This window comes from Streptomyces sp. NPDC046308 (assembly GCF_055588065.1).
The window spans coordinates 1,351,664-1,376,911 of record NZ_JBVJFB010000001.1 but is presented as its reverse complement, the minus strand read 5'-3'; the positions used below and the strand labels follow the sequence as shown (position 1 = coordinate 1,376,911).

The following is a 25,248-nucleotide window of genomic DNA, read 5'->3' as shown; positions in this document are numbered from 1 at the left end:
GGGCCCCGGTGATGGCCGCGCCGACCCGGCCCTACGGAAGCTGGCCCTCGCCCATCGACGCCGCGCTCGCCGCCGCGCTCGACGGGCGGCCCGAGTACGTCGGCACGGTCGGCCCCGAGGTGTGGTGGACCGAGCCCCGGCCGCGGGAGGCCGGCCGCCGCACCCTCGTCCGCCGCGGACTCGCCGACGCGCAGGCCGAGTTGACCGAGCTGCCCGCGCCGTGGAACGTGCGCAGCCGGGTCACCGAGTACGGCGGCCGGCCCTGGGCCGGAGCCGAACGGCCCTCCGGCGGACCGCTGTTGGTCTTCGTGCACTTCACCGACCAGCGGCTGTACGCGTACGAGCCGGACGCGCCCGGCGCCCCGGCCCCGCGCCCCCTCACCCCCCTGTCCGGGACCGGCGGCGGACTGCGCTGGGCCGATCCGGTGCTGCGCGGCGGCGAGGCGTGGTGCGTGCTGGAGGAGTTCACCGGGCCCGCCCCGACCGACGTGCGCCGGGTGCTGGCCGCCGTACCGCTCGACGGATCGGCGGCGGAAGACCGCTCCGCGGTGCGGGAGTTGACCGACGACAGGCACCGGTTCACCACCGGGCCCCGGCTCTCCCCGGACGGCCGGCACGCGGCCTGGCTGGTGTGGGACCACCCCCGGATGCCGTGGGACGGCACCGAGCTGAAGCTGGCCGAGATCACCGCGGACGCCACGCTGACCGATGTCCGGACCGTGCTCGGCGGCCCCGAGGAGTCCGTGGCCCAGGTGGACTGGACCGCCGGCGGAACCCTCCTCGCCGTCAGCGACCGGGGCGGCTGGTGGAACCCGTACCGGGTGGACCCGCAGACCGGTGGAGCCGTCAACCTGTGCCCCAGGGAAGAGGAGTTCGGGGGCCCGCTGTGGAAGCCCGGACTGCGCTGGATCGCAGCGCTGCCCGACGGCGCCACCCGGGCCGCGGGCGCCGGCACGGGGCTCCTCGCCGTCCTGCACGGCCAGGGCTCCCCGGTACTCGGCATCCTGGACGCCGAGAGCGGCGACCTGGTCGACGCGGCCGGGCCGTGGACGGCCTGGCAGCCGACGCTCGCCGTGCACGGCACCCGGGTCTACGGGGTCGCCGCCAGCCCGCGCAGCGCGTACGAGGTGGTCGAGCTGGACACCGCCACCGGGCACGCCCGGGTGATCGGCGCGCAGGGCGCGGACCCGGTGGACCCGGCCTACTACCCCGAGCCGCAGAGCCGCACCTTCCTCGGCTCGGACAACCGTCAGATCCACGCCCACGTCTACCCGCCGCACCACCCGGCCTGCCGGGCCCCCGCCGACGAACTGCCCCCGTACGTGGTGTGGGCGCACGGCGGCCCCACCGACCACGTGCCGCCCGTACTCGACCTGCACATCGCGTACTTCACCTCGCGCGGCATCGGCGTGGCCGAGGTCAACTACGGCGGGTCCACCGGTTACGGCCGCGCCTACCGGGAGCGGCTGCGCGGACAGTGGGGCGTGGTCGACGTGGAGGACTGCGCGGCGGTGGCCCGGGCGCTGGCCGCCGAGGGCACCGCCGACCCCGCCCGGCTCGCCATCCGCGGCGCCAGCGCCGGCGGCTGGACGGCGGCCGCCTCGCTGGCCGCCACCGACCTGTACGCCTGCGCCGCGATCATCTACCCGGTGCTGGACCTGCTGGGCTTCGCGGAGGAGACCCACGACCTCGAGTCCCGCTACGTCGAGAGCCTGGCCGGGCCGCCGCAGACCCTGCCCGTGCTGTGCCGCGAGCGCTCCCCGGTGGCCCGCGCCGACCGGATCACGGCGCCGTTCGTCCTGCTCCAGGGCCTGGACGACGCGGTCTGCCCGCCGGCCCAGGCGGAGCGCTTCCTGGCGGCCCTGCGGGGCCGGCCGGTGCCGCACGCGTACGTGGCGTTCGCGGGCGAAGGCCACGGCTTCCGCCGGGCGGACACCATGATCCGGGCCCTGGAGGCCGAACTGTCCCTGTACGCACAGGTCTTCGGCATCGACCGCACCGACGTCCCCCGCCTGCCGCTGGAGAGCTAGGGGGTGTTGCCGCGCGGCCCGGCGCAGCGTCGTGCCGGGGAGGGGTCCGGGCTCGTGGCGTCCTTGATCACGCCGGTGTGGGTGTCACGGCTCTAGCCTGGGGCGATGACCTTTCCGAGCTACCTCCGGGAGGGCGAGCGCGTGGGCCTGCGCCCCTTCCGGCTCGTCGACGGCCCCGAGTTCACCGCACGCGTGCACGAGAGCCGCGACCTCCACCGCCCGTGGCTGGCGCCGCCCGCCACCATCGAGGAGTACGAGCCGTACGCGGCCCGGCTGACCGAAGGCGAGGGCCGCGCCGGGTTCCTGGTCTGCGAGCGGGAGACCGGAGCCATCGCCGGCTTCGTCAACGTCAACAACATCGTGCGCGGGGCCTTCCAGTGCGGAGCCCTCGGCTACGGGGCCTTCGCGCACGCCGCCGGCCGGGGCCTGTTCCGCGAAGCCCTCGGGCTGGTCCTCGCCCACGCCTTCGCCCCCGAAGCCGGCGGCGGCCTCGGGCTGCACCGCCTGGAGGCCAACGTCCAGCCCGGCAACACCGCCTCCCTCGCCCTCGTGCGGGGAGCGGGCTTCCGCCTCGAAGGGCTCTCCCCCGACTTCCTGTACGTCGACGGAGCCTGGCGCGACCACGAGCGCTGGGCGATCACCGCCGAAATGCAGGTCCGCGAGGGCCCTCATCGCACAGGATGAGGGCATGCGAACCCTGGTGCTCCTCGACGCCCCGTCCAACCTCGGCCTGCGCCCGCCCGCGCCCGGCGCCGTACCCGGCGTCTACAAGCTCGCCGGGGCCCTGCGCGAACAGGGCCTCCTCGCCCGGCTCGGCGCGCGCGAGGGCGGGGTGGTCGTCCCGCCGCGCTACGACCGCGGCGACTGGCGGGAGGGCGACGGCGTGTTCCACGCCGAGGCCCTCGCCGCCTACACCGTCACGCTCGCCGACCGGATCGAACGCCACCTGCGGGCCGGGGAGTTCCCCGTCGTCCTCGGCGGCGACTGCTCGATCCAGCTGGGCGCGGCCCTCGCCATGCGCCGGATCGGACGGTACGGACTGGCCGCGATCGACGGCTCCGCGGACTTCCGCCACCCCGGCAACGAGGCCGTGAACGGGCCCGTCGGCGCGGCCGGCGGCGAGGAGCTCGCCCTCTCCACCGGCCGCGGCCAGGCCGATCTCGCCGACCTGGAAGGGCGGGCCCCCTACCTGCGCGACGAGGACGTACGGCTCTTCGGCCTGCGGGACGGCGACCCCGACCTCGCGGAACTGCGCGCGGCCGGGATCTCCGCGGCCACCGTCGGGGAGATCCGCGAGCGCGGGGCCGGACCGGTGGCGCGGGCGGCACTGGAGGGGCTGCACCCGCCGGAGACCGCCGGATTCTGGGTGCACCTGGACGCCGACGTGCTGGACCCGGCCGTCATGCCGGCCGTGGACAGCCCGGACCCGAGCGGGCTGGTTCCCGACGAACTCGCCGAGCTGCTCGGCGTACTGGCACGCTCACCGCGCTGCGTCGGCATCAACGTCACCGTCTACGACCCCGATCTGGACCCGGACGGGCGGGCCGGCGCGCTGCTGGCCGATCTGGTCGCGGGCGCCTTCCGGTAGGACCACGCGACGGGCTTTGCGTAATCCTGACCGGTGGTGATCCGCGGAACCCCTGTGCACCGGCCGCCGTGGCGTGTTCCATTTCCCCATGGCCACCACCGTCCGCCGCGCCGTACTGACCCTTCCCGCAGCCCCGCTGGGCGCCGAGAACCCGCTGCCCGCCCTGCGCGCGCCCGACGGCGTGCACACGCTGGACGACCGCTCGCGCGACGGGCTGCCGCGCGAGATGGCACGGCAGATCGGGTACGAGCCGCTGCGCTCCCTGCTGCCCGTCCGGATCCGGGACGGGTACCGACGGGAGCGGCCCGAGCGGGAGTTCGAGACGATCGTCATCGAGAACGACCACCTGCGGGTCACCGTGCTCCCGGAGCTGGGCGGGCGCGTCCACTCGCTCCTGCACCTGCCGACGGGCCGCGAACTGCTCTACCGCAACCCGGTGTTCCAGCCCGCGAACTTCGCGCTGAACGGCGCCTGGTACTCCGGCGGCATCGAGTGGAACATCGGCGCGACCGGCCACACCACCCTCGCCTGCGCCCCCCTGCACGCCGCGCTCGTCCCCGCCCCGGACGGGGGCGTGATGGTCCGGCTGTGGGAGTGGGAGCGGCTGCGCGACCTGCCCTTCCAGGTGGACCTGTGGCTGCCCGCCGACTCGGAGTTCCTCTACGTCGGCGTCCGCGTGCGCAACCCGCACGAACGGCCGGCGCCCGTGTACTGGTGGTCCAACATCGCCGTACCCGAGGACGCGGACACCCGGGTGCTCGCCCCCGCCGACGAGGCCTGGCACTTCGGGTACGAGCGCGTGCTGCGCCGCATCCCCGTACCGCAGTGGGAGGGCGCGGACCGCACGTACCCGCTGCGCAGCGAGTACCCGGCCGACTTCTTCTACGAGGTCGAACCCGGCGCCAGACCCTGGATCGCCTCCCTGGACGCGGCCGGGCGGGGGCTCGCGCAGACCTCCACCGGGCGGCTGCGCGGGCGCAAGCTGTTCGTGTGGGGCGCGGGCGGCGGCGGCCGGCGCTGGCAGGAGTGGCTGACCGAGCCGGGCACGAGCGGCTACGCGGAGATCCAGGCCGGGCTGGCCCGCACCCAGCTGGAGCACGTACGGCTGGAGGGCGGCGGGGAGTTCAGCTGGCTGGAGGCGTACGGGCCGCTGGCCGCGGAACCCGCCGCGGTGCACGGGGCCGACTGGGCTGCGGCCCGCGGCGCGGCCGAGCACGCGCTGGCGCGGGCACTGCCGGCGGAGCGGGTGGATGCGGCGTACAAGGCCTGGCGCGAGTGCGCCGACACCGAACCGGGCGAACGGCTCGCGGCGGGCTCCGGCTGGGGCGCGCTGGAGGTGATGTGCGGGGGCTTCGAACTGCCGGGCACCCCCTTCGGCGAGTCCACCCTCGGCGAGGAGCAGGCCCCCTGGGTGGAGCTGTGGCGCACGGGCGTCCTCCCCACCCCGCGGCGGGTGGTTCCGCCGGGCCCGAGCCTGGTCGCCGCACACTGGCGGGACATGCTGGAGACGGCCCCGGCGGACCCGCTGACCGAGTACCACCTCGGCGTGGCCCAGTGGCATGCCGGGGACGTGGCGCAGGCCGTACGGAGCTGGGAGCGCGGGCTGGCGCTGGCGCCGTCGCGCTGGCCGCTGCTGAGGTGCCTGGCGGTGGCTGACGCGCTGGCCGGGGATCCGGCGCGGGCCGCCGACGGGTACGAGGCGGCCTTCGAGGACCTGGCGGGGGAGAGCCGCGGCGGCGAGACGTGGGCCGCGGCGGAGGCCGCGCTGGGCCAGGAGGCGATGGCGGCCCTGCTGGCCGCCGGCCGCCTCCCGGAAGCCCGCCGCGTCTGGGACCGGCTCCGGCCCGCCCTGCGGGAACAGGGCCGCTTCCGGCTTCTCGCCGCGCGGCTGCTGGCGGCGGAGGGGCACGTCGCCGCGGCGCGCCGGGTCTTCGAGGACGGCTTCGAGATCCCGGACCTCCGCGAGGGCGAGGAGACCCTGTCCGAGGCGTGGTCCTCCCTCACCGACCGCCCGCTCCCAGCCCGCTACGACTTCCGCATGCGGCCCCCTCGGTAGGCACCCGGCCGCCCCACCGCCGCCGGGGCGGAGCCCCCGGGAGGGCGGGCCCGTGGGTCAGGCGCGGCAGAGGATCTCGCCGTTCAGGACCGAGAACCAGGCGTCGGGCTCCGCACCCCACGCGCGCCAGGCCTCCGCGGCGGCGGCCAGGTCGGAGCCGGACGCGTGCCCCCCGCCGGTGGCCCTGGCCGCGTACGCGGAGGCCGTCGTACGGTCCGCCCACAGCGACGACCACCACGCGGCCTCCTCCGGGGTGGCGAAGCACCAGGCCGTCGCCGACGCGGTCACGTCGGTGAAGCCGGCCTCCCGGGCCCACGCCCGCAGCCGGCGCCCGGCGTCCGGCTCGCCCCCGTTGGCGCGGGCGACGCGCCGGTACAGGTCCAGCCATGCGTCCAGGCCCGGCGTCGCCGGGTACCAGGTCATCGCCGCGTAGTCGGCGTCGCGCGCGGCCACGATCCCGCCGGGCCGGCACACCCGCCGCATCTCGCGCAGCGCCTGCACCGGGTCGCCCACGTGCTGGAGCACCTGGTGGGCGTGGACCACGTCGAAGGAGTCGTCCGGGAAGTCCAGCGCGTGGACGTCCGCCGTGCCGAACTCGATCCCGTCCACCCCGCGCTCCGCCGCGTGCGCCCGGGCCTGCTCGACGACCTCCCGCGCCGCGTCGACGGCGGTGACCCGCCCGCCCGGCGCGACCAGCTCGGCCAGGTCCGCGGTGATCGTGCCCGGGCCGCAGCCGACGTCCAGGACGGACATCCCCGGGCGCAGCTCGGCGATCAGGTACGCGGCGGAGTTCTCGGCGGTGCGCCAGCGGTGCGAGCGCAGGACCGACTCGTGGTGGCCGTGCGTGTAGACGGCGGTTTCCTTGGCGGCGGACATGGCCGGCCCTCCTCGTCGAAAGCGTTGCGACCACCGTAGACGATCAGTTCGTCATCTGAGATGGGCGTTTTGACATGTGGACACCAGCCCTGCGTGGCAAGGCGATCGGTCGCATCCGCGGCCGGTCGGTGGCAGGGCGATGCGGGTGCGAGGAGAGTGGCCCCAGGGGGCGTTGTCATGGCAGAGGACGGTGAGGGCCATGCCGGAGACGCTGCTCGAACAGCACGCCCGGGCGCTGCGGCTCTTCGGTGAGCGGGTGCGCGCCGTGAGGGACGACCAGTGGGACGCGCCGACCCCGTGCACGGAGTGGAACGTGCGGGAGCTGGTCAACCACGTCACGGGCGAGCAGCTCTGGGTCCCGCCGCTGGTCACCGAGGGCCGCACGGTCGGGGAGCTCGGCGACGCGTTCTCCGGCGACGTGCTGGGCGAGGACCCGGTGGCCGCCTGGGAAGAGGCCTCGGCCGCCGCGCACGCCGCCTTCGCCGCGTCGGGCGCCCTGGACCGGACCGTGCGCCTCTCGTACGGGCCCGCGCTCGGTTCGGCGTACTGCTCGGAGCTGACCGCCGACTGCGTCGTGCACGCCTGGGACCTCGCGCGGGGCATCGGCGCCGACGACAGGCTGCCGGACGGCCTGGTCGAGTTCTCCATCAAGGAGGTCATGCCGTACGCCGACGCGCTCGCGGCGAGCGGGATGTTCGCGGCGCCGCTGGAGGTGCCGGCCGGTGCGAACGCGCAGACCAGGCTGCTCGCCCTGGTGGGGCGGAAGGGCTGAGGCCCGGCGCCCGCGGCCGGCTCCCTACGTCCAGGTAACGGGCATACGGCCAGAAATAATCGTATAAAGGTCAGGATCAGGGCTCAGGATCAGGCCGAGTCAGGTCGGGTCGAGGCCGGGGCCACCGGGGCGTGGCCGGACGAGCGCGGAAGGCGGCACACGGTGGCGGGGACGCAGCGCACGGCGACGGAGGGCCGCGGCCCGGTCCGGTACGGCCCGCCCGCCCCCCAGCCGGGCCTGCCCGTGCTCCCCGAACTGCTCTCCGTCCTCGCCGCGGCCGCCGGACGCGCCGCCCCCGAGCCCCCGGGCGGCGGGGAAGCCATGCGCGATGCCGCCTGCCGGTACTGGGGCCGCCGCGGTCTCACCACCTCCCCGGAGAACGTCGCCGCCGGACCCGGCGCGCCCGCTCTGCTCCTCGCCCTGCTCGGGGCGTACGGGGGCGATGTGATGCTGCCCCGGCCCTGTCCCGCCTGGTGGACCCCGCAGGTCCGGCTGCTGGGACGGCGGGCCTACCACGTGCCGACCCCGGCCGAGTGCGGCGGCGTACCGGACCCCTACGCGCTCCTGGAGACCGTACGGCGGGTGCGTGCCGAGGGCGGCGACCCGCGGGTGCTGCTGCTGTCGGTCGCCGACGACCCGACCGCGACCGTCCCGCCGCCCGAGATGCTGCGGGAGTCGTGCGAGGCCGCCGAGGCCGCCGGGTTGTTCGTCGTCAGCGACGAGAGCTGGCGCGACACCGTCCACCGGCCCCACGACACCCTGGTCCTGAGCCCCGCCGAGATGCTCCCCGAGCAGGCGGCCGTCCTCGTCGACCTGTCCGGCGCGCTGCTGCCGGCCGGCTGGCCCGCCGCCGTCATCCGCTTCCCCGGCACCGCCCGCGGGACCTGGCTGCGCGCCCGCACCCTCGACGTCCTCACCGCCACCGGAGCGATGGTCGCCGGGCCCGTGGCGGGCGCCGCCGCCCACGCCCTCGACGAACCCGACGCAGTCGCCGGACGCGCCTACGCGGCCGCCGCACTGCACGGTGTGGTGGCCGCCGCCGCGCACCGGGAGCTCCTCGCGGCCGGGGCGCTGGCCCGGCCCCCGCAGGCCGGCCGGCACCTCTACGCCGACCTCACCCCGCTGCGCGCCGGACTCGCCCGGCAGGGGGTCGGCGACGCCATGGAACTGGAGGACTGGCTCGGCGGCCGGCTCGGCGCGCCGACGCCCGGCGGGCAGCGCTTCGCGGACGAACTGGGCGCGCTGCGGGTCAGGCTGTCCACCGGGCCCCTGCTGGGCGCCACTCCGGAGGAGCGGCTGGCCGCGCTCACCGCTCGCGATCCCCTCGCACTCCCGCACGTACGGAGCTCCCTTGACCTGCTCGGATCGGTCCTGGCCGGGCTGGCCTGACCTCCCGACACGCGCCGATGAACCGACCAGCCTGCCCCGACCCGCCTGCCCCGACCCGCTGAACGGAGACTGCTCGATGAGGGACCGGACGGACGCCGCCCCCGCCGCCCCCGTGCCCGCGGCGCCCGGGCCCCGGCCGACGCGGACACCGGCACCGGCACCGCCAAAGCCGCCTGCGCACCCGACTGCGCACCCGCATCCGCAACAGCACCCGCAGCCGCGTCCGCTCGGCGAACACCGCCGCTGGCCCCGCTCCTTCGCGGACCGGCTGACCACCCCGCTCCCCGGCGTCCGTGCCTTCGCCCGGCTCGCCCGCGAGGGCGCCTTCCGGCCCGGTCCCGAAGGGCTGCGCGGCATCCCCGACCTGCCGTACGAGCCGGGCCCGCTGCCCGCCGCGCCCCCCGGGACGGTCTCCGTCACCTGGGCCGGACACGCCAGCTGGGTGCTGCGGACCGGCGGGCTGACCGTACTGACCGACCCCGTCTGGTCCCGGCGGATCCTCGGCACCCCGGCCCGGGTGACTCCCGTCGGCGTGCGCTGGGAGGACCTGCCGCCGGTGGACGCGGTGGTGATCAGCCACAACCACTACGACCACCTCGACGCCCCCACGCTCAAGCGGCTGCCCCGGCACACGGCGCTGTTCGTCCCGGCCGGCCTCGCCGGCTGGTTCCGCCGCCGCGGTTTCACCCGGGTCACCGATCTCGACTGGTGGGAGTCGGCCGAACTGGACGGCGTACGCTTCGAGTTCGTCCCCGCACACCACTGGTCGAAGCGGTCCCTGACCGACACCTGCCGGTCCCTGTGGGGCGGCTGGGTCCTCACCGACACCCGGAGCCCGACCCCGCGGAAGGTCTACTTCGCGGGCGACACCGGCTACGGCCACTGGTTCGGCGAGATCGGCCGCCGCCACCCCGGCATCGACCTCGCCCTCCTGCCGGTCGGCGCCTACGCCCCGCGCTGGTGGCTCGGCGACGTCCACGCCGACCCGGAGGAGGCGGTCCGGGCCTGCCTGGACCTCGGGGCGCTCCGGATGGCCCCCATGCACTGGGCCACCTTCGTGCTCTCCGCGGAACCGGTCCTGGAACCCCTGCACCGCACCCGGGCCGCATGGTCCCGTGCCGGGCTGCCCCGCGAGCACCTCTGGGACCTCCCGATCGGCGCCTCCCGCACGCTGCCCGAGCCCGAGCCCGACCCGGACCCCGACCCCGAGCCCGGCCCCGAGCGAGGCGCGGCCGCCTCCTAGTGGTGTCGGGCCCGCCCGCCGGTGTTGTGGATGAAGCGCTGCAGCACCTTGAGGGTGGTCAGGTACTCCTCGTCCGAGATGCCCGCGTGCCGCTCGTCCCACAACCGCTCCTGGAGGGCGGCCGCCTCCTCGTAGAACTTCCGACCCTCGGGGGTGATCCCGAGGCGTTCCCCGGCGTCCTGGGTGATCCAGCCGCGGGCGATGGTCGTGTCGATCTCCTCGCCCAGGGCCTCCTCGCCCACGGCGAGGTAGCCGCGCAGGACCTCGGTCACCTCCGCGCGGGTCCTCACCTCCTCGGCCAGGGCCACCTGGGCCAGGACCCACCACTGCGGCTGGGTGGTGCCGATCCCGGCGAGCGCGCCCCGGGTGCGGGTGACGACCGCGTCGTAGGCGGCCCAGCTCCAGTAGCCGATGGGCTGCCGGACCAGTTCCGCGTCGCTGTGCGAGTACTCCATGGTGGATCCGCTCCGTTCGCTGCTGTTCGTTGCCCCGACGGACAAGACCCTAGGACCCGAAGGGCGGTTGAGGTCTAGTCCTCCGCTCGCCGGCTCCGGCTCCGGCCCGGGCCCCGGCCGCGCAGCCGCCGCCAGAGCGCCGGGCCCGCGCTGATCAGCAGGGTCAGGCCCACCGCCAGCGCCACGCCCTTCCAGGGCTCGGAGAACAGCGAGCCGCCCAGGATGCCGATCAGGCCGTACGTCACGGCCCAGGCCAGGCACGCGGGGGCGTCGCCGCGGGCGAACCGGCGGGGCGGCATCTGCGCCAGCAGGCAGGCCAGCATCACCGGGATCCGGCCCGCCGGGACCAGCCGGGAGAGCACCAGCACCATGACCCCGTGCTCGTCCAGCCCGGTCCGCGCCTGTTCCAGCCGTTCGGGGGTGGCCCGGCCGCGCAGTTCCGCCAGCCACCGCGAGCCGTTGCGCGAGCGGACCCCGCGCCGCCCGAGCCAGTACAGCGCCATGTCCCCGGTGAACGCGGCCAGGGCAGACACCGCGACGACCAGCAACACGCCGAACGGGAGCGACTGGTGGTGGAACGCCACCACCGCCGCCGAACTCACCAGCGCGCCCGTCGGGATCACCGGCACCAGTGCGCCCAGAGCCACCAGCAGGAACAACGCCGGGTAGCCGACCGCCTGCTGGGTGGTCTCCGGCGGCACCTGGCCGGCCGCAGCCGCGAGTTCGCGCCACGTCACGGCAGCCGCACCCGCTCACCGTGCCCGGGGACCCGTACGGCCACCTTCGGGGCCAGCTGCCGGGCCCGGCGCTCGAACTCCCCGCCGGGCGCGTGGAATTCGTGCGGCCGCACCGCGTCCATTCCGACGGGCCAGTACGTCCCGTAGTGCACCGGTACCGCCGCCGCGGGCGCGAGCCGGGCCAGTGCCTGCGCCGCCCGCCCCGCGTCCAGGTGCCCCGGGCCCAGGTACGGGCCCCAGCCGCCCACCGGCAGCAGGGCCACGTCCACCGGCCCGACCTCCTCGGCCATCGCGTCGAACAGCCCGGTGTCCCCGGCGAAGTAGGTCCGCGCCGAGCCCTGGACCACGTACCCGAGCGCGGGCGCGAGGTGCGGCCCGAACGGCAGCCGCCGCCCGTCGTGCCGCGCGCTGACCGCCCGGACCCGTACGCCGTCCCGCACGCCCTCCCGTACGGTGATCTCCTCGCCCGCCTCCACCTCGGTCACCCGCAGTCCGCGCAGCCCCGCGGCCCGCGCCAGCCCCGGCACCGCCCGGCGCGCCCCGCGCGGCACCACCAGCCGGGTGCCGGGCGCGAGCCGCTCCAGCGACGGCAGGTGCAGATGATCGGCGTGCAGGTGCGACACGAGCACCACGTCCGCCACCGCGGCCTCGGGCGGGGGCACCGCCCCGCGGCGCCGCCGCAGGTGCGCGAGCCGCCGGGCGAACAACGGGTCCGTCAGCAGCCGCACCCCGGAGTCCTCGACGGTGCACGTGGCATGGCCCCACCAGGTGATCTCCACCGGCACTCGGCCCTCCCTCCCTCGGCCCCGCCCCGCCCTCGTCCACGAGCCTAGTGCTGTGACCGGAAAGGTTCACCGGGTTGCGACGCTCCCCCAGCTACCGCTGGGAGGTGCCCCCAGGCACGGCACCTCGCCGCGTTGTCGGCCCTCGCGAGTACGTCCAGTACGAGCCGAGGCCCTCCGCCTTGCGATGCACCGCACCGGACGCCGCAACCCGGCAAACCTTCCCGGCCACAGCACTAGATGCTGCCCCGAGGATCCGCCCGGAACCGGAAGTGCCGGGCCCCTCCTCTGCGGCGGCGGATCGGAGTAGGGTCCGGCGGCATGGAAGAGTTGCGCGTGGCCGCGATCACCAGCCTGGCCCCGCTCGAGGATCTGGACGCCGACCCCTTCGCCGTGGACACCCGCGGCCAGCACGCCATGTGCGCGCGCTGGGCCGCCGACCGGGGCTACGTCGTCACGAGGCAGCTGCTCGTCTACGGGCTGCGCGCCGACCACTGCGGGCTCTGGTCCGACGTCGACGCCGGACAGGTCGACCTCTTCGTCGCCGCCAACCGCCGGGTGCTGGCCCGCGCGCTGCGCTCGGTCGAGGAGTTCACCGCCGAGTGCGAGCGGCGCGGCGTACGGCTGGAGACCGCCGGGGAGGCCGAGCCGCAGTACACCGCCGCGATGAAGGCCGAGGTGCACCGCAGGCTCTCCATGCCGACCGCCGGCTACGACGGCACCTGACACCCCGCCGCACGCGGTCCGGCCGCGCACCGTCACGCCGTACGCGGTCCCCGCGCGCCGTCCCCTCCGTTGACCGGCCCCCTGCGCACTCCGGTGCGCCCTCCGTTCCGCCCGGCCGGGCGGGCCCGGCTGTGCGAGCCTGGAAGGCGGGACGGGGCTCGCGGGAGGTGGCGGCGTGTGGCGGGGACGGTGGCGGACCGCGGGCAGCGCCCTGCTGCGGGTGACCCTCGTCTGGGCGGCGTCCACCCTCACCATGCTCGCCCTGGCCGGGATCCTGCCGGACTTCCGGCTCCAGTCCGACGACGGTGACAGCATCACGCAGATCGGGCTGACCGCGGCGTGGGGCGCGGGCGCCTTCGGTCTGCTGAGCGCGGTGGTCTGGCCCGTGCTCGTCCGGGCCCTGTTGCTGGTGCCCGCCCTCGTCCTCGGGCTGCTCGTCTTCTTCCTGAACGGTTCGCTCCTGCTCATGGCGCTCAGCCTGATCCCCGCCTGGCGGGGGGAGGCGGCCCCCGAGACGGCGGTGGTGGTGGCCGCCGTGATGTCCGCGGTGGCGTCCGCGACCTCCACCGCACTCGCGGTGCGCGACGACGGGGCGTACCGGCGCCGCCTCTACCGGCTCGCCGACCGGCGCCGCCGCAGGCTGGGGGTACCTCCCAGCGGTAGCCGGGGGAGCGGCGCGGGCGCGCCGGGGGCCGGCGAGGCCGCGCCCGGCCTGGTCTTCCTCCAGCTCGACGGGGTGGGGTACGAGGTGCTGCGCGGCGCGTGCGGCAGCGGACTGATGCCCACCGTCGCCGGCTGGCTGGACCGCAGCCACCGGGTCACGCCCTGGCGCACGGACTGGTCGAGCCAGACCGGCGCCAGCCAGCTCGGCATCCTGCACGGCTCCAACTTCGACGTGCCCGCCTTCCGCTGGTACGAGAAGGACACCGGCGAGGTGATGGTGTGCAACCGGCCCACCAGCGCCGCCGAGCTGCAGCGGCGGGCGGTCGCGCGCACCGGGGACGGCGGGCTGCTCACGCTCGACGGGGCCAGCCGGGGCAACCTGTTCAGCGGGGGCGCCGACCAACTGGCGCTGGTGCTCTCGGTCTCGGCCCGGCGGGGCCGGGCGAACCGGTCCCGCGCGGGCTACTTCGCGTACTTCTCCGATCCGGCCAACGCCGTCCGCACGGCCGTGTCCTTCGTCGCCGAGGTGGTCCGGGAGATCGGCCAGTCGCTGCGGGCGCGGATCCGCGGGGACCGGCCCCGGGTGTCGCGCGGTGGGCTGTACCCGCTGATCCGGGCCTTCGCGACCGTGGTCGAACGGGACGTGGTGGTCGCGGCGGTGATCGGCGACATGCTCGCCGGCCGCGCCGCGGTCTACGCCGACCTGGTCGCCTACGACGAGGTCGCACACCACTCGGGCCCGCGCGGCCGGGACACCGACCAGGTGCTGGCGCGACTGGACCGCAGCCTCGCGCTGATCGCCCGGGTCGCCGAGCACGCCCCGCGGGAGTACCGGATCGTGCTGCTCTCGGACCACGGCCAGAGCCCGGGCGAGACCTTCCTGGGCCGCTACGGACTGACCCTGAAGGACCTCGTCCGGGCGGGCTGCGGGCTGCCGGTCTCCCGCCGGGCCGGCCGCACCCGCAGTGGCGCCGAGGCCCGGGCGGCCGTCCTCGCAGCCCTGCACCGGCCGGTGGAGGAGGGGGAGGAGGCGCGCCCGGGGCCGGGGTCCGACCCGGTGGTGCTCGCCTCGGGCAACCTCGCGCTGATCTCCTTCCCGGACGTCCCCGGCCGGGCCTCGCGCGAGCAGGTCGAGCGCGCGCACCCCGCCCTGCTGGCGACCCTGGCCAACCATCCGGGCGTGGGTTTCCTGCTGGTGGACGGGGTGGTGCTGGGCCCGGACGGGGCGGCGGCCCGGCTCGACGTGCCCGGCGAGGCGGAGGAGCTGCTGTCCCCTTTCGGCCCCGGCGCGGCGCAGGCCGTCCGGCGGACCGACGCCTTCCCGCACGTGGCCGACATCATGGTGAACTCGGCGTACGACCCGGACACGGGCGCGGTGCACGCCTTCGAGGAGCAGATCGGTTCGCACGGCGGCCTGGGCGGGGAGCAGGGGCACCCGTTCCTGATGTGGCCCACGGTGCTGTCGGACCCGGCAGCGGACCCGGACCCCGGAGCGGAACCGACGGCGGAACCGGTGGGCGCGGAGGCGGTGCACGGCGTACTGCGCCGCTGGCTGCGGGAGGCGGACGGCCCGCAGGTCCCGCTCGGCCTGCGGCCGGAGCCGGTGCAAGATCCCCGGCCGGAGGGGGCCGGCGGCGGAATCCTTCCTTCCGCCAGGGTGCCCGCGCAGGACGAAACGCGCTGATTTGGTACGGCCCGTGCGGTGGCCGAGCATGTGTCGAACTGCCCAGCATGTGAGACACCCAGAGGCGCACCACCGATGACCAGCACCATAACCCCCCCGGCCCCGGCCCCGGGTTCCGCTCCCGGGACCGCCGGGCCCCGCCCGCAGGGTGAGCGCCGCTTCGGCCTCCCCGTCGCCACCTGCCTGGTCATGGGCAACATCATCGGCGGCGGGATCTTCCTCCTCCCCGCCTCGGTGGCCCCCTTCGGCACCATCAGCCTTGTCGCCTTCGCCGTGCTCACCCTCGGTGCGATCGCCCTCGCCCTCGTCTTCGGCCGGCTCGCGAACCGGCACCCCCAGACCGGCGGACCGTACGTCTACGCACGCGCCGCCTTCGGCGACTTCGCCGGCTTCCTCGCCGCCTGGAGCTACTGGATCACCACCTGGGTCTCCAACGCGGCGCTCGCGGTGGCGGCCGTCGGCTACCTCGGCGTCCTCTTCCCCGCCGTCGGCGCGCACAAGTGGTCCATGTGCCTGGCCGCCCTGTGCGTGCAGTGGCTCCCGGCGCTCGCCAACCTGGCCGGCACCCGGTACGTCGGCGCCGTCCAACTGGTCTCCACCGTGCTGAAGTTCGCCCCGCTGCTGCTCGTCGCCGTGGGCGGGCTGTTCTTCTTCGACCCCGCCAACCTCGGCCCCTTCCAGGCCACCGGCCAGAGCGCGGTCGGGGCGGTCTCGGCCTCCGCCGCGATCCTGCTCTTCAGCTACCTGGGCGTCGAGTCCGCCGCCGTCAGCGCGGGCGAGGTCCGCGACCCGGAGCGCAACGTCGGCCGGGCCACGATCCTCGGCACCCTGGGCGCCGCCACCGTCTACCTGCTCGGCACCCTCGCCGTCTTCGGCCTGGTCGCCCACGAGAAGCTGGTCTCCTCCGAGGCCCCCTTCAGCGACGCCGTCAACGTCATGTTCGGTGGCACCTGGGGCGGCACGCTCGTCGCCGGCGCCGCCGTGATCTCGATGGCCGGCGCGCTCAACGGCTGGACCCTGCTCAGCGCGCAGACCCCGTACGCCGCCGCGAAGGACGGACTCTTCCCGAAGGTCTTCGAGACGAAGAAGCGCGGCGTCCCCGTGGCCGGCGTCCTCGTCACGGTCGCCCTCGCCTCGGCGCTGACCGTCTACAACTACACGGCCGGCTCCCAGCGCGTCTTCGAGGTCCTGGTCCTCGTCACGACCTTCACCGCGACGGTCCCGTACCTGCTCTCCACCGCCGCGCAGATCCACTTCCTGGCCTCGGGCCGCCCGGAGCGGGTCCGGCCCGGCCGCCTGGTCCGCGACGCCGTCCTCGCCTGCCTGGCGTTCGCCTTCTCGATGTGGCTGGTCGCCGGTTCCGGCTACGCCGCCGTCTACCAGGGCGTGCTGTTCCTCTTCGCGGGCGTCCTCGTGTACGCCGTGATGGCCGCTCGCAAGCAGCGCGCCGCCGTTTCGCCCGCGGGGTAGTTTGGAGGGAGAAGCCGCCCAGGGGGGCTCCAGGGGTCGCCATGTCCGCGATCAGCAAGAGCATCGAGATCGACCGTACGCCCGAGGACGTCTACGCGTACGTCACGGACCCCACGCACCTGCCGGAGTGGCAGGACAGCGCCCTGTCCGCCGTTCCCCTGGGGGACCTCCCGGTCCACGTCGGTTCCCGGATCCTCGTCACCCGGCGCATCGGCAGGCGGAGGATCCCCACGACCATGGAGTACACGGCCATGGACCCGCCGCGGAGCTGGCACCTCCACGGCGTCGCCGGGCCGGTCCGGCCGGACGTTCGGGGCAGGATCGAACCCCTCGACGGCGGGACCCGCTCGCGCGTCACCCTGTCCGTCGATTTCGAGGGCCACGGCATGGGCCGGGCCCTCGTTCCCCTCGTGGTCAAGCCCGCGGTCCGCAAGGAGATGCCCCGCGGCGAGGAGAAGCTCAAGCACATGCTGGAGCACTCCGCGCGCTGACCCGACAGATGGCGGCCTCCCCGGCGTGCCGTGCACCGCCGGGGAGGCCGCCACCCTGCCGTTTAGTCGAGGTAGTCGCGCAGCACCTGGGAACGCGACGGGTGGCGCAGCTTCGACATGGTCTTGGACTCGATCTGGCGGATGCGCTCACGGGTGACCCCGTACACGCGGCCGATCTCGTCCAGGGTCTTCGGCTGGCCGTCGTTGAGGCCGTAACGCATCGAGACGACGCCCGCCTCGCGCTCCGAGAGCGTGCCCAGGATCGACTGGAGCTGCTCCTGGAGGAAGGTGAAGGACACCGCGTCCGCGGGTACGACCGCCTCGGAGTCCTCGATGAGGTCACCGAACTCGCTGTCGCCCTCCTCACCCAGCGGGGTGTGCAGGGAGATCGGCTCGCGGCCGTACTTCTGGACCTCGATGACCTTCTCGGGGGTCATGTCGAGTTCCTTGCCCAGCTCCTCCGGAGTGGGCTCACGGCCGAGGTCCTGGAGCATCTGGCGCTGCACGCGGGCGAGCTTGTTGATGATCTCGACCATGTGGACGGGGATGCGGATCGTGCGCGACTGGTCGGCCATGGCACGCGTGATCGCCTGCCGGATCCACCAGGTCGCGTACGTGGAGAACTTGAAGCCCTTGGTGTAGTCGAACTTCTCCACGGCGCGGATCAGACCGACGTTGCCCTCCTGGATCAGGTCCAGGAAGAGCATGCCGCGGCCGGTGTAGCGCTTGGCGAGGGAGACCACGAGGCGGAGGTTGGCCTCCAGCAGGTGGTTCTTCGCCCGGCGGCCGTCCTCGACGAGGATCTCCAGCTCGCGCTTGAAGGCGGGCTTGTGGTCCTCCTCCTCTTCGAGCTTGTACTCGGAGAAGAGACCCGCCTCGATGCGCTTGGCGAGCTCCACCTCCTGCTCGGCGTTGAGGAGCGGCACCTTGCCGATCAGCTTGAGGTAGTCCTTGACCGGGTCGGCGGTGGCGCCGGCCACCATGACCGTCTGCGCCGGGGCGTCGTCCTCGTCGTCGTCGGACAGGACGAAGCCCTGGGTGCCGCCGGCCTTGGGGGCCTCTTCCTCGGCCTCGTCGGCCAGGTCCTCGGCGGCCCAGTCCTCGCCCTCCACGACGGGGGTCTCGCCCTCGTCGGCGTCCTTGGCGCTGGTCTTCTTCGCCGCGGCGGTCTTCTTCACGGCGGTCTTCTTGACGGCGGTCTTCTTGACCGTGCGCTTCTTCGGCTCGGCGGCGGCCTCGGCCGACGCCTCCTCGGGGGCGGCGGCGGCCGGCGATGCGGATATCGCCGAGGCCGAGGCCGTGGCCGTGGCCGTGGCCGTGGCGGCGGCCGAGGTCTTGCGCGCGCCGATGGGGCGCGGCGCGGCGGCGGCCTTCTTGGCCACGGTACGGGCCGGGGCGGCGGCGGCCTTGCGGGGCTTCTTCGCGGCAGCCTTGGTGGCGGGCGCCGCGCTGACATGGAGGGCGACACCCTCCTCGTCCAGGACCTGGTTCAGGCTGCGCAGGACCCGCTTCCACTGGTCCACCGGGATGCGGCCGGCCTCGAAGGCCTGGCGCACGTCGTCACCGTTGATGTGACCCTGCTCGCGGCCGCGCTCGACGAGCGCGACCAGGGCCTCGGATTCGGCGATCTCCGGAGGGAACGTACGGGACGGGCTGAGCGACACAAGGAGCCTCTCGTTGCGAACAGATAAGGGGTAAGCGGGACATCATCGCGCGAACTCGGGAAACAGACCCGAGGGGGGTCTGTATTCCGGGCCGCGCGAGGACACCTGTCGGTTCATCGCATGCCCGAGTCGATTCGTTACGCGCTGAATTGAGTGACCTGCGCCACGCTGTGGCCACGCAACCAATTCGGCGTGGATCCGTCCACCCTCCCTTCAGCCCTTTTTGCGGGCCTCGATGAGGAAGCGGGCGGTGTGCGCGACGAACGGACCTTCGCGTTCGATCTGTTCGTGCAGCTCGCGCAACCGGTCCCGGTACTGCCCGACCGTGAAGCCGGGCACCATCCAGATCACCTTCCTCAGAAAGTAGATCACGGCTCCGATGTCGTGGAACTCCGTCCGCAGACGTTCGGAGCGCAGATCGACGACTTCGAGGCCGGCCTTCGTGGCCTCGGCGACCGCGTCGTCGGGGTGCCGGCCGCGCCGGACCTCCTCCGGCTGCGGGCCGAGGAAGTACTCGACGAGCTCGAAGACGCTGGCCGGGCCGACCTGCTGCGAGAGGTAGGTGCCGCCCGGCGTCAGCACCCGCGCGATCTCCTCCCACCAGATGGTCACCGGGTGCCGGCTGGCCACCAGCTCGAAGGCCTCGTCGCCGAAGGGCAGCGGGGGCTCGTCCGAGTCGGCGATCACCACCGCGCCCAGCGGGTGCAGCAGCCGGGTCGCCCTCTCGACGTTGGGCGGCCAGGACTCGGTGGCGGCCATCAGCGGGGGCAGCGGCCCGGACCCGGCGAGGACCTCGCCGCCGCCGGTCTGGACGTCCAGCGCCGAGCGGACCCGGGACAGGCGCTCGGCCAGCAGTCGCTGGTAGCCCCAGGAGGGGCGCTGCTCGGTCGCCCGGCCGTCGAGCCACGAGAAGTCCCAGCCGTCCACGGAGACGGACTCGGCCTCGGCGACAAGATGGTCGAAAGTGCGCGTCATGTATCGATCGTCCCAGGTCGGGCGCCGGTCATCCACCCGATATGTCGACTACAGTGGGCGGCGGGCCGTGACTGGCGTTCGGGTGGATCACCACCGGGGAGCGGCCCGGCGTACCCGCGGGTCTGCGGACCTCCGGACATCCGCTCCCGGGGACCTCCCCGGGACCTCCGGTACGTCGACTGCCGCGCGCCTGGGCGAACCGCGATCCGCAGCGACGTTCAGGAGACCCCGTGACGACTGCCCAGACTGCCCCGTCGGCCCAGGCCGCGACCGGCACCGCCCGCCTGATGGACGGCACCGCCCTCGCCCGCCGCATCTCGGAGCAGACCGCCGCGTACGCGGCGAAGATCACCGAGCGCACCGGCACCGCACCCTGCCTCGCGACCGTGCTGGTCGGCGAGGACCCCGCGTCCGTCACGTACGTACGCATGAAGCAGAACCGCTGCGCCAAGGCCGGGATCACCTCCCGCCACGTCGAGCTGCCGGCCGCGACCACCACCGAGGAGCTGGTGGCCACCCTCACCGCGCTCTCCGAGGACCCCGAGATCAGCGGCATCCTGCTCCAGCACCCCGTCCCGCACCACATCGACGAGCGCGCCGCCTTCGAGGCCATCGCACCGGGCAAGGACGTCGACGGGGTCACCATGCACTCCTTCGCCGCCATGGGCTTCGGGCTGCCGGGCTTCGTCTCCTGCACTCCCGGCGGCATCATGCGCCTGCTCGCCGCCTACGACGTGGACCTGACCGGCAAGCACGCCGTCGTCGTCGGGCGCAGCGCCATCCTGGGCAAGCCGGCCGGGATGCTGCTGCTGGAGCAGAACGCCACCGTCACCTACTGCCACTCCCGCACCGTGGACCTGCCCTCGATCGTGCGCCAGGCGGACGTCCTGGTCGCCGCCGTGGGCAAGGCCGAGTTCATCCGGGGCGAGGACATCAAGCCGGGCGCGGTGGTCCTGGACGCCGGGTACAACGAGGGCAACGTCGGCGACGTCCACTTTGAGTCCGCCGCCGCGCGCGCCTCGCTGATCACCCCGGTGCCCGGCGGTGTCGGCCCGATGACCATCGCCGTCCTGCTGGAGCAGACCGTCCAGGCGGCCGCCGCGCAGGCCGGGCTGGACCTCGCGGAGCTCTGACCGCGCCGCGCGTACGCCGGACGCCCCGGGCCTTCGGGCCCGGGGCGTTCCCTTTCCCCGGCCCCTGCGTTTCCCCGGGTTCCACCCCCTAGCCGCGTACGGCGGCGGCCCGGGCGGCGGCGACGATGGGGGAGCCGCGGAACTCGCGGGCCAGGGCGGTCAGGGGCCGGCCGGACAGCCGTGGCGGCTCGCGGTCCCGCAGCGGTACGGAGCAGTCGCCGGCCTCGGCCTCGGCCGAGGTGGCGGTGTGCGGGCCGGGGTCCGCGTCGGTGGCGGTGGCGGCGGTCCTGCGGCCGCACGCGGCGGCGAGCATGGCGGCGTCCGCGACGGCCTCGGCCCGGTCCTCGCTCATGCCCTGCTCGCGCGCGGCCTCGTACGCCGCCCGGCGCACGCGCGGGTCGAACCAGCGGGTGAGGGCCAGGATCCCGTCGTCGATGACCGACTCGCGGTGGATCAGCCGGATCCCGACCGGTGACCACCACGTGAGCGGAACCGTCCGCACGCTGGACGCGGCGAAGCCCCGCAGGGCCTTCCACAGGGGGTGCAGCCCGCGGTACTCGCTGAAGTCCCGCCAGGTCGCCGACCCGCCGACCAGCGGCACGATGAAGCCCGTCGCCACCATCAGGGCCGCCCCCGCGGCCAGCGGCGGCGCCGCGTCCGTGGACAGGCCGTCCCAGTCGCGGCCGCTCCAGCGGGCACCCAGCGCGGTCCACTTGGCGACGAGGTAGCCGAGGTCCAGCAGCCCGCCGGTCATGATCAGGGCCAGCCCGGTCCGCAGCGGTCGCAGGGACGGGTGGGTGCGGCGCAGCCACCGCCCCGTGAGCACGGTCAGCGCCGAGCTGCCGACCGTGTGCGCCAGCAGGTAGCAGACGATCATCTCCCGGATCCACGGGGTGTCGGCGTAGTACGTGTCCAGGTCCCGCAGGCGTTCCACCGGTGCCTCGCCGATCGCGAAGAGGACGATGATCGCCACGGCGACCCCGCCGTACACGGCCACCGTCAGCCGGGTGGCCCGGCGCACCACGGCCGGCGGGCCGCCGCCCCACTGCAGGACCAGCACCACGCACGACCCGGAGAACGCGGTGATCAGGCCGAAGACCAGCGGGGCCGAGAAGTTGGCCACGCCGGTGAAGCGGTTGACCGCCGCGATCGTCGGCGGCGCCGCCAGGAACAGCACCAGGCATCCCATGACCAGCAGCGCGCAGACGGCCCGCATCGGGGGCTGGTCCCACCTCCTGTGCAGGGTGGGCGCCTTGACCAGCAGGATCAGGATCAGCAGCGCCCCCGGCACGTAGAGGATCAGGCCGCTCTTCACCGGGCCCGGCCGACGGGATCGACCGGATCGGCCCGCTGGTCGAGGCCGGCGACGCTCCGTTCGGCGGCGGTGAGCGGCGGCGCCTTCAGCGCGCCGCGGTCGGAGGCGCGCAGGACGTTCCAGACCACCGAAGGCCGGAGCCAGTGGGTGGGCGCGGTGCTCATGGTGATGACCTGGAGGAAGGCCGCGGTGAGCGCCTCCCGGGTGGTGGCCCCCGTCATCAGCCGGCTGACGTACCCGTTGAGCAGTCCGGCGCCGGTCCGCGGCTTCATGCCGGTGGCGCCCGGGTAGAGGATGTCCTGCGAGGTGGCCAGGTCCCAGGCGGTGGCCACCTGCGGGGCGATCGCGCGCTGCGCCTCGCGCCCGAAGCCGGGGTGGGCGAGCCCCTTGGCCCGCAGCAGGGACCGTACGGCGAGCAGCCCCTGGGCGGCGACGGTCATGCCCTGCCCGTAGAGCGGGTTGAAGGTGGCGACCGAGTCGCCGACGGCGAAGAAACCGTCGGGCAGCTCGACCTTCTCGAAGAAGATCCGGCGGTTGGCGGTGCCCTTGGTGACGGCCACGTCCGTGAGGGGCTTGCGGCCTTCCAGGAGCTCGCCGACGATCGGGTCCCGGATCCCCTTGGCGAACGGGATGAAAGCGTCGGGATCACCGGTGGGCTGGCCGCCGCGGGTGCCGGACAGCGTCGCCTGCCACTGGCCGTTCTCGATGGGCACGATGGTGGCCGTCTGGCCCGGTACGGGCACGCGGGGGTCGGACTGGACGTTCACTATGGGGAAGCCGGACTCGTGGGCTCCGGCGGGCGCCTCGAAGATCCGGGTCGCGTAGACCAGGCCGGAGTCGACCTCCGCCTGCCGGATGCCGCTCACGCCGAGCTCCTGCAGCCAGGTGCGGGCGCGGGAGCCGCGGCCGCTCGCGTCGACCACGAGGTCGGCGGCCACGAGTCTGTCCTCTTCCTCCGGTGTGTCGACGCGGACACCGGTGACGCGGGCCGCGGTGCCCTCCAGGCCGCGGACGCGGCTGCGCTGGAGGGTGGAGACCCCGTCCAGGGCGGTCACCCGGGCCCGGACGACCGAGTCGAGGAGGTCGCGGCTGCAGGAGATGTTGAACTGCATCTCCGGGTAGCGCGGGATCCAGCCCTCGGCGGTCTTGGTGACCAGGTCGGTGGGCAGGCTGCGGCGGATCGCGCCCGCCGCCGTCCAGTCCTCGGTGATGCCGGGCAGGATGTCCTCGATCGCGCGCGCCCCGCCGGACCACATCACGTGGACGTGCCGGGCCTGCGGCAGTCCGCGACGCGGCGCCGGGCGAGCCGGGAGGGTGTCCGCGTCGATGATCGTGACCGTGGCGTGCTCGGCCAGGACGGCGGCCGCGAGCAGGCCGGCCATGCTGCCGCCGATGACGACGGCGTGGCGGGGCGGGGAAGACTGGGTCATCGTGTCGTGCTCTCTGTCGGGGCCGTGCTGAGGGCATCGGCGCAAGGGGTGCGGCGGGGGCGGGTCGCGGGTCACCGGTGTGACACTCAACGCCCCCAGCCGAGCGAGGTCTTGATGCGCTCGATCGCCTCGGGGACCTGTTCCTCCCGGGGAGGCGGCAGGTAGGGCTTGAGGAGTTTGCCGAGGTACAGGCCGAAGATCTCGGCCCTGATCTCCGCGGGATCCTCCCGGTCGGCGCGGGCGGCGGCCTGCCGGACCACCGCGCCCAGACCGCTGTCCGACCGGAGCAGCTCCGCGAGGCCGCCGGACCCGCCGTCCGCGGTGCCCGTCAGCCGGGCGGCCACCGCCATGCCCAGCCCGTGGCTGTCGCAGGTGCCCTCGTCCACGTGCCACAACTCGTGGCAGGCGATGACGAGCTGGTGCTCGGGGCGGGTGTGCTCCTCGATGACGAGGAGGTCGCGAGCGTCCATCTCCAGCCACAGCCCGCTGGCCGTGTCGGGCGGGAAGGAGGCGAAGCGGAAGTCGACCTTCCGGCCGCCGCGCCGCCGGCCGTACGCGGTGCACAGCGCGCCGATGATCTCGGCGGCGCAGGCCGGCGGCGTCAGCCGCGCGCCGGCGAGCAGATCGCCGCCCAGCCTGCGCATCGCCCGTGTGGTCCTCATGGCGCTCCCTCCCCGTCGGGCTCCACCGGGCGCCCGAGCCGGCCCTCCCGCGCGAGCAGGTCGTCCAGGTGGTCGGCGAGCGACTTCCAGCCCCGCGGGGAGAGCCGGCCGGCCCGCGTGACGATGCTCCGTACGTCGTGCGCCCGCATCACGGCCAGCATCGGGTTCTCCCGCTCCCGCTTCGCGGACTCCAGTTCGGCCTCGATCAGCGCGAGCGCGGTGGCGAGCGCCTCGGTGTCGTCGGCCAGCAGGAAACCGCCCTCGACCCCGTAGAACCGCTGGATCCCGGCGGCCGCGGCGAGGTTGGGCAGGCCCTCGCCCTGTGCGAGGCGGGTCAGCGACTGCCCCGACGCGTCGAAGGACCTGGCGATGGCCGCCAGCGAATGGGCCTGGCCGTCCTCGCGCACGCGGGTCCGGCGCAGGTGCTCGAACCGCTGGTGCACCTGCTCCTTGAGGGGGAGCCGGGGCGGCTCGCCATCCAGAGTGAGCCGGATGGCCTGCGGGGTCATGCCGGTCAGGTACGAGAGGTGCGCGAGGTCGTCCCGGCCGTCCGGGGCGGTGGCGGTGGCCGAGAGGGCGAGGGCCCGTTCCACGGCGCTCTTGCTGTCGGCCAGGAGGAAGCCGGCGTAGACCCCGAAGAACCGCTGTACGCCCGCCGCGTGCCCCATCCGCGGCAGCCCGGTACCCGCGTTGAGCGGCCCGAGGGAGGCCCCGGGCGCGTCGAAGTCGTCGGCGATGGCGGCGAGCGGCCACTCCCGGCCGTGCTTGTCCCGTCGGGTGGCGCGCAGCAGCAGGAACCGCTGGTGCACGCGCTGTTCCAGCGGCACTTCGGCGGCCGTGCCCGCCAGCACCTGCGGTATGCGCCCCGGTTCGACCCCGGACAGGTGACTCAGCCGTTCCACGCCCACCGCGTCGGCCGGATCGTGTCCGCGCCGCTCCGACAGTGCCTCGACGCGCCGCCGGATCGCGGCGAGCTCGGGACGGACGGCGGCTCGCACCGGCGGATTCTCCATATGTCGACAAGGCGTTCGAGTGGATCGGGCTCCGTGAAGCCTAGCCCCCCGCCCCGGCCCGAACCAGGGGAACCCCAACGTTTCCTGCCGTACG

General features: G+C 74.7%; 22 protein-coding genes and 1 riboswitch. Of the genes, 12 read left to right on the top strand and 10 right to left on the bottom strand.

Annotated elements, in window-relative coordinates:
- Nucleotides 1-11 precede the first annotated feature (11 nt).
- The 4 genes from ACZ6JT_RS06045 (at nucleotide 12) to ACZ6JT_RS06030 (ending at nucleotide 5,674) form a co-directional block, all read left to right on the top strand.
- Nucleotides 12-2,030 carry a prolyl oligopeptidase family serine peptidase gene (locus tag ACZ6JT_RS06045; protein WP_469207615.1) on the top strand — a complete coding sequence of 673 codons (2,019 nt, stop codon included), beginning with the start codon at nucleotides 12-14 and terminating at the stop codon, nucleotides 2,028-2,030.
- Nucleotides 2,031-2,135: 105 nt separating this feature from the next.
- A complete protein-coding gene (locus ACZ6JT_RS06040) occupies nucleotides 2,136-2,714 on the top strand; it encodes a GNAT family N-acetyltransferase (protein ID WP_469207613.1) in 579 nt (192 codons plus the stop codon).
- Between the two features lie 4 nt (nucleotides 2,715-2,718).
- Nucleotides 2,719-3,618, top strand: a complete 900-nt coding sequence (locus ACZ6JT_RS06035) for an arginase family protein (protein WP_469207611.1) — start codon at nucleotides 2,719-2,721, stop codon at nucleotides 3,616-3,618.
- An 88-nt stretch (nucleotides 3,619-3,706) separates the two neighbouring features.
- A complete protein-coding gene (locus tag ACZ6JT_RS06030) occupies nucleotides 3,707-5,674 on the top strand; it encodes a DUF5107 domain-containing protein (protein ID WP_469207609.1) in 1,968 nt (655 codons plus the stop codon).
- Between the two features lie 57 nt (nucleotides 5,675-5,731).
- Here the strand turns inward: ACZ6JT_RS06030 and ACZ6JT_RS06025 are convergent, their stop codons facing one another.
- Complete coding sequence (locus ACZ6JT_RS06025) at nucleotides 5,732-6,550, bottom strand: methyltransferase domain-containing protein (RefSeq protein WP_469207607.1); 819 nt, start codon at nucleotides 6,548-6,550, stop codon at nucleotides 5,732-5,734.
- A gap of 199 nt (nucleotides 6,551-6,749) precedes the next feature.
- On the opposite strand from ACZ6JT_RS06025, the gene ACZ6JT_RS06020 reads away from it, so the two are divergent.
- The 3 genes from ACZ6JT_RS06020 to ACZ6JT_RS06010 all read left to right on the top strand — a co-directional run bounded on the left by ACZ6JT_RS06020 (nucleotide 6,750) and on the right by ACZ6JT_RS06010 (nucleotide 9,954).
- Nucleotides 6,750-7,322, top strand: coding sequence for a TIGR03086 family metal-binding protein (locus ACZ6JT_RS06020; RefSeq protein ID WP_469207605.1), 573 nt, complete (start codon nucleotides 6,750-6,752; stop codon nucleotides 7,320-7,322).
- A 162-nt stretch (nucleotides 7,323-7,484) separates the two neighbouring features.
- On the top strand, nucleotides 7,485-8,711 hold the full coding sequence (locus ACZ6JT_RS06015) for an aminotransferase class I/II-fold pyridoxal phosphate-dependent enzyme (RefSeq protein ID WP_469207603.1): 1,227 nt from the start codon (nucleotides 7,485-7,487) through the stop codon (nucleotides 8,709-8,711).
- Between the two features lie 76 nt (nucleotides 8,712-8,787).
- Nucleotides 8,788-9,954: an MBL fold metallo-hydrolase gene (locus tag ACZ6JT_RS06010; protein ID WP_469207601.1), complete on the top strand. Its 1,167-nt coding sequence runs from the start codon at nucleotides 8,788-8,790 to the stop codon at nucleotides 9,952-9,954.
- Here ACZ6JT_RS06010 and ACZ6JT_RS06005 read toward each other — a convergent pair.
- From ACZ6JT_RS06005 to ACZ6JT_RS05995, 3 genes are all read right to left on the bottom strand, one after another.
- Nucleotides 9,951-10,409, bottom strand: a complete 459-nt coding sequence (locus ACZ6JT_RS06005) for a MarR family winged helix-turn-helix transcriptional regulator (protein ID WP_469207599.1) — start codon at nucleotides 10,407-10,409, stop codon at nucleotides 9,951-9,953. The two genes, ACZ6JT_RS06010 and ACZ6JT_RS06005, sit on opposite strands and share 4 nt — an antisense overlap.
- A 74-nt stretch (nucleotides 10,410-10,483) precedes the next feature.
- Nucleotides 10,484-11,146: a DedA family protein gene (locus ACZ6JT_RS06000; RefSeq protein ID WP_469207597.1), complete on the bottom strand. Its 663-nt coding sequence runs from the start codon at nucleotides 11,144-11,146 to the stop codon at nucleotides 10,484-10,486.
- Nucleotides 11,143-11,931 (bottom strand): MBL fold metallo-hydrolase, encoded by a 789-nt coding sequence (locus ACZ6JT_RS05995; RefSeq protein WP_469207595.1) that lies wholly within the window; start codon nucleotides 11,929-11,931, stop codon nucleotides 11,143-11,145. Before ACZ6JT_RS05995 ends, ACZ6JT_RS06000 begins: the two co-directional genes overlap by 4 nt.
- A 318-nt stretch (nucleotides 11,932-12,249) precedes the next feature.
- Between ACZ6JT_RS05995 and ACZ6JT_RS05990 the strand changes: the two genes are divergently transcribed.
- The 4 genes from ACZ6JT_RS05990 to ACZ6JT_RS05975 all read left to right on the top strand — a co-directional run bounded on the left by ACZ6JT_RS05990 (nucleotide 12,250) and on the right by ACZ6JT_RS05975 (nucleotide 16,962).
- Nucleotides 12,250-12,654: a hypothetical protein gene (locus tag ACZ6JT_RS05990; protein WP_469207593.1), complete on the top strand. Its 405-nt coding sequence runs from the start codon at nucleotides 12,250-12,252 to the stop codon at nucleotides 12,652-12,654.
- A 175-nt stretch (nucleotides 12,655-12,829) separates the two neighbouring features.
- On the top strand, nucleotides 12,830-15,001 hold the full coding sequence (locus ACZ6JT_RS05985; protein WP_469207591.1) for a phage holin family protein: 2,172 nt from the start codon (nucleotides 12,830-12,832) through the stop codon (nucleotides 14,999-15,001).
- A 75-nt stretch (nucleotides 15,002-15,076) separates the two neighbouring features.
- Nucleotides 15,077-16,471, top strand: a complete 1,395-nt coding sequence (locus ACZ6JT_RS05980; RefSeq protein ID WP_469207589.1) for an amino acid permease — start codon at nucleotides 15,077-15,079, stop codon at nucleotides 16,469-16,471.
- Between the two features lie 41 nt (nucleotides 16,472-16,512).
- Nucleotides 16,513-16,962 carry an SRPBCC family protein gene (locus ACZ6JT_RS05975; protein ID WP_469207587.1) on the top strand — a complete coding sequence of 150 codons (450 nt, stop codon included), beginning with the start codon at nucleotides 16,513-16,515 and terminating at the stop codon, nucleotides 16,960-16,962.
- Nucleotides 16,963-17,024: 62 nt separating this feature from the next.
- On the opposite strand, the gene ACZ6JT_RS05970 is transcribed toward ACZ6JT_RS05975, so the two are convergent.
- Nucleotides 17,025-18,626 (bottom strand): RNA polymerase sigma factor, encoded by a 1,602-nt coding sequence (locus ACZ6JT_RS05970; RefSeq protein ID WP_469207585.1) that lies wholly within the window; start codon nucleotides 18,624-18,626, stop codon nucleotides 17,025-17,027.
- Between the two features lie 213 nt (nucleotides 18,627-18,839).
- Nucleotides 18,840-19,601 carry a methyltransferase domain-containing protein gene (locus ACZ6JT_RS05965; RefSeq protein WP_469207583.1) on the bottom strand — a complete coding sequence of 254 codons (762 nt, stop codon included), beginning with the start codon at nucleotides 19,599-19,601 and terminating at the stop codon, nucleotides 18,840-18,842.
- Nucleotides 19,602-19,658: 57 nt separating this feature from the next.
- A riboswitch (ZMP/ZTP riboswitch) is annotated at nucleotides 19,659-19,734 on the top strand.
- A gap of 154 nt (nucleotides 19,735-19,888) precedes the next feature.
- On the opposite strand from ACZ6JT_RS05965, the gene ACZ6JT_RS05960 reads away from it, so the two are divergent.
- Complete coding sequence (locus ACZ6JT_RS05960; RefSeq protein WP_326593492.1) at nucleotides 19,889-20,734, top strand: bifunctional 5,10-methylenetetrahydrofolate dehydrogenase/5,10-methenyltetrahydrofolate cyclohydrolase; 846 nt, start codon at nucleotides 19,889-19,891, stop codon at nucleotides 20,732-20,734.
- 88 nt (nucleotides 20,735-20,822) lie between these two features.
- Here the strand turns inward: ACZ6JT_RS05960 and ACZ6JT_RS05955 are convergent, their stop codons facing one another.
- The 4 genes from ACZ6JT_RS05955 to ACZ6JT_RS05940 form a co-directional block, all read right to left on the bottom strand.
- A complete protein-coding gene (locus ACZ6JT_RS05955; protein WP_469207581.1) occupies nucleotides 20,823-22,049 on the bottom strand; it encodes an MAB_1171c family putative transporter in 1,227 nt (408 codons plus the stop codon).
- On the bottom strand, nucleotides 22,046-23,479 hold the full coding sequence (locus tag ACZ6JT_RS05950) for an NAD(P)/FAD-dependent oxidoreductase (RefSeq protein ID WP_469207578.1): 1,434 nt from the start codon (nucleotides 23,477-23,479) through the stop codon (nucleotides 22,046-22,048). The genes ACZ6JT_RS05955 and ACZ6JT_RS05950 overlap by 4 nt, the downstream gene beginning before the upstream one ends.
- Nucleotides 23,480-23,565: 86 nt before the next feature.
- Nucleotides 23,566-24,141 carry a toxin-antitoxin system, toxin component gene (locus ACZ6JT_RS05945; protein ID WP_469207576.1) on the bottom strand — a complete coding sequence of 192 codons (576 nt, stop codon included), beginning with the start codon at nucleotides 24,139-24,141 and terminating at the stop codon, nucleotides 23,566-23,568.
- Entirely contained in the window at nucleotides 24,138-25,139 is a 1,002-nt protein-coding gene (locus tag ACZ6JT_RS05940; RefSeq protein WP_469207574.1) for a hypothetical protein, read from the bottom strand. Before ACZ6JT_RS05940 ends, ACZ6JT_RS05945 begins: the two co-directional genes overlap by 4 nt.
- Between the last annotated feature and the right edge of the window lie 109 nt (nucleotides 25,140-25,248).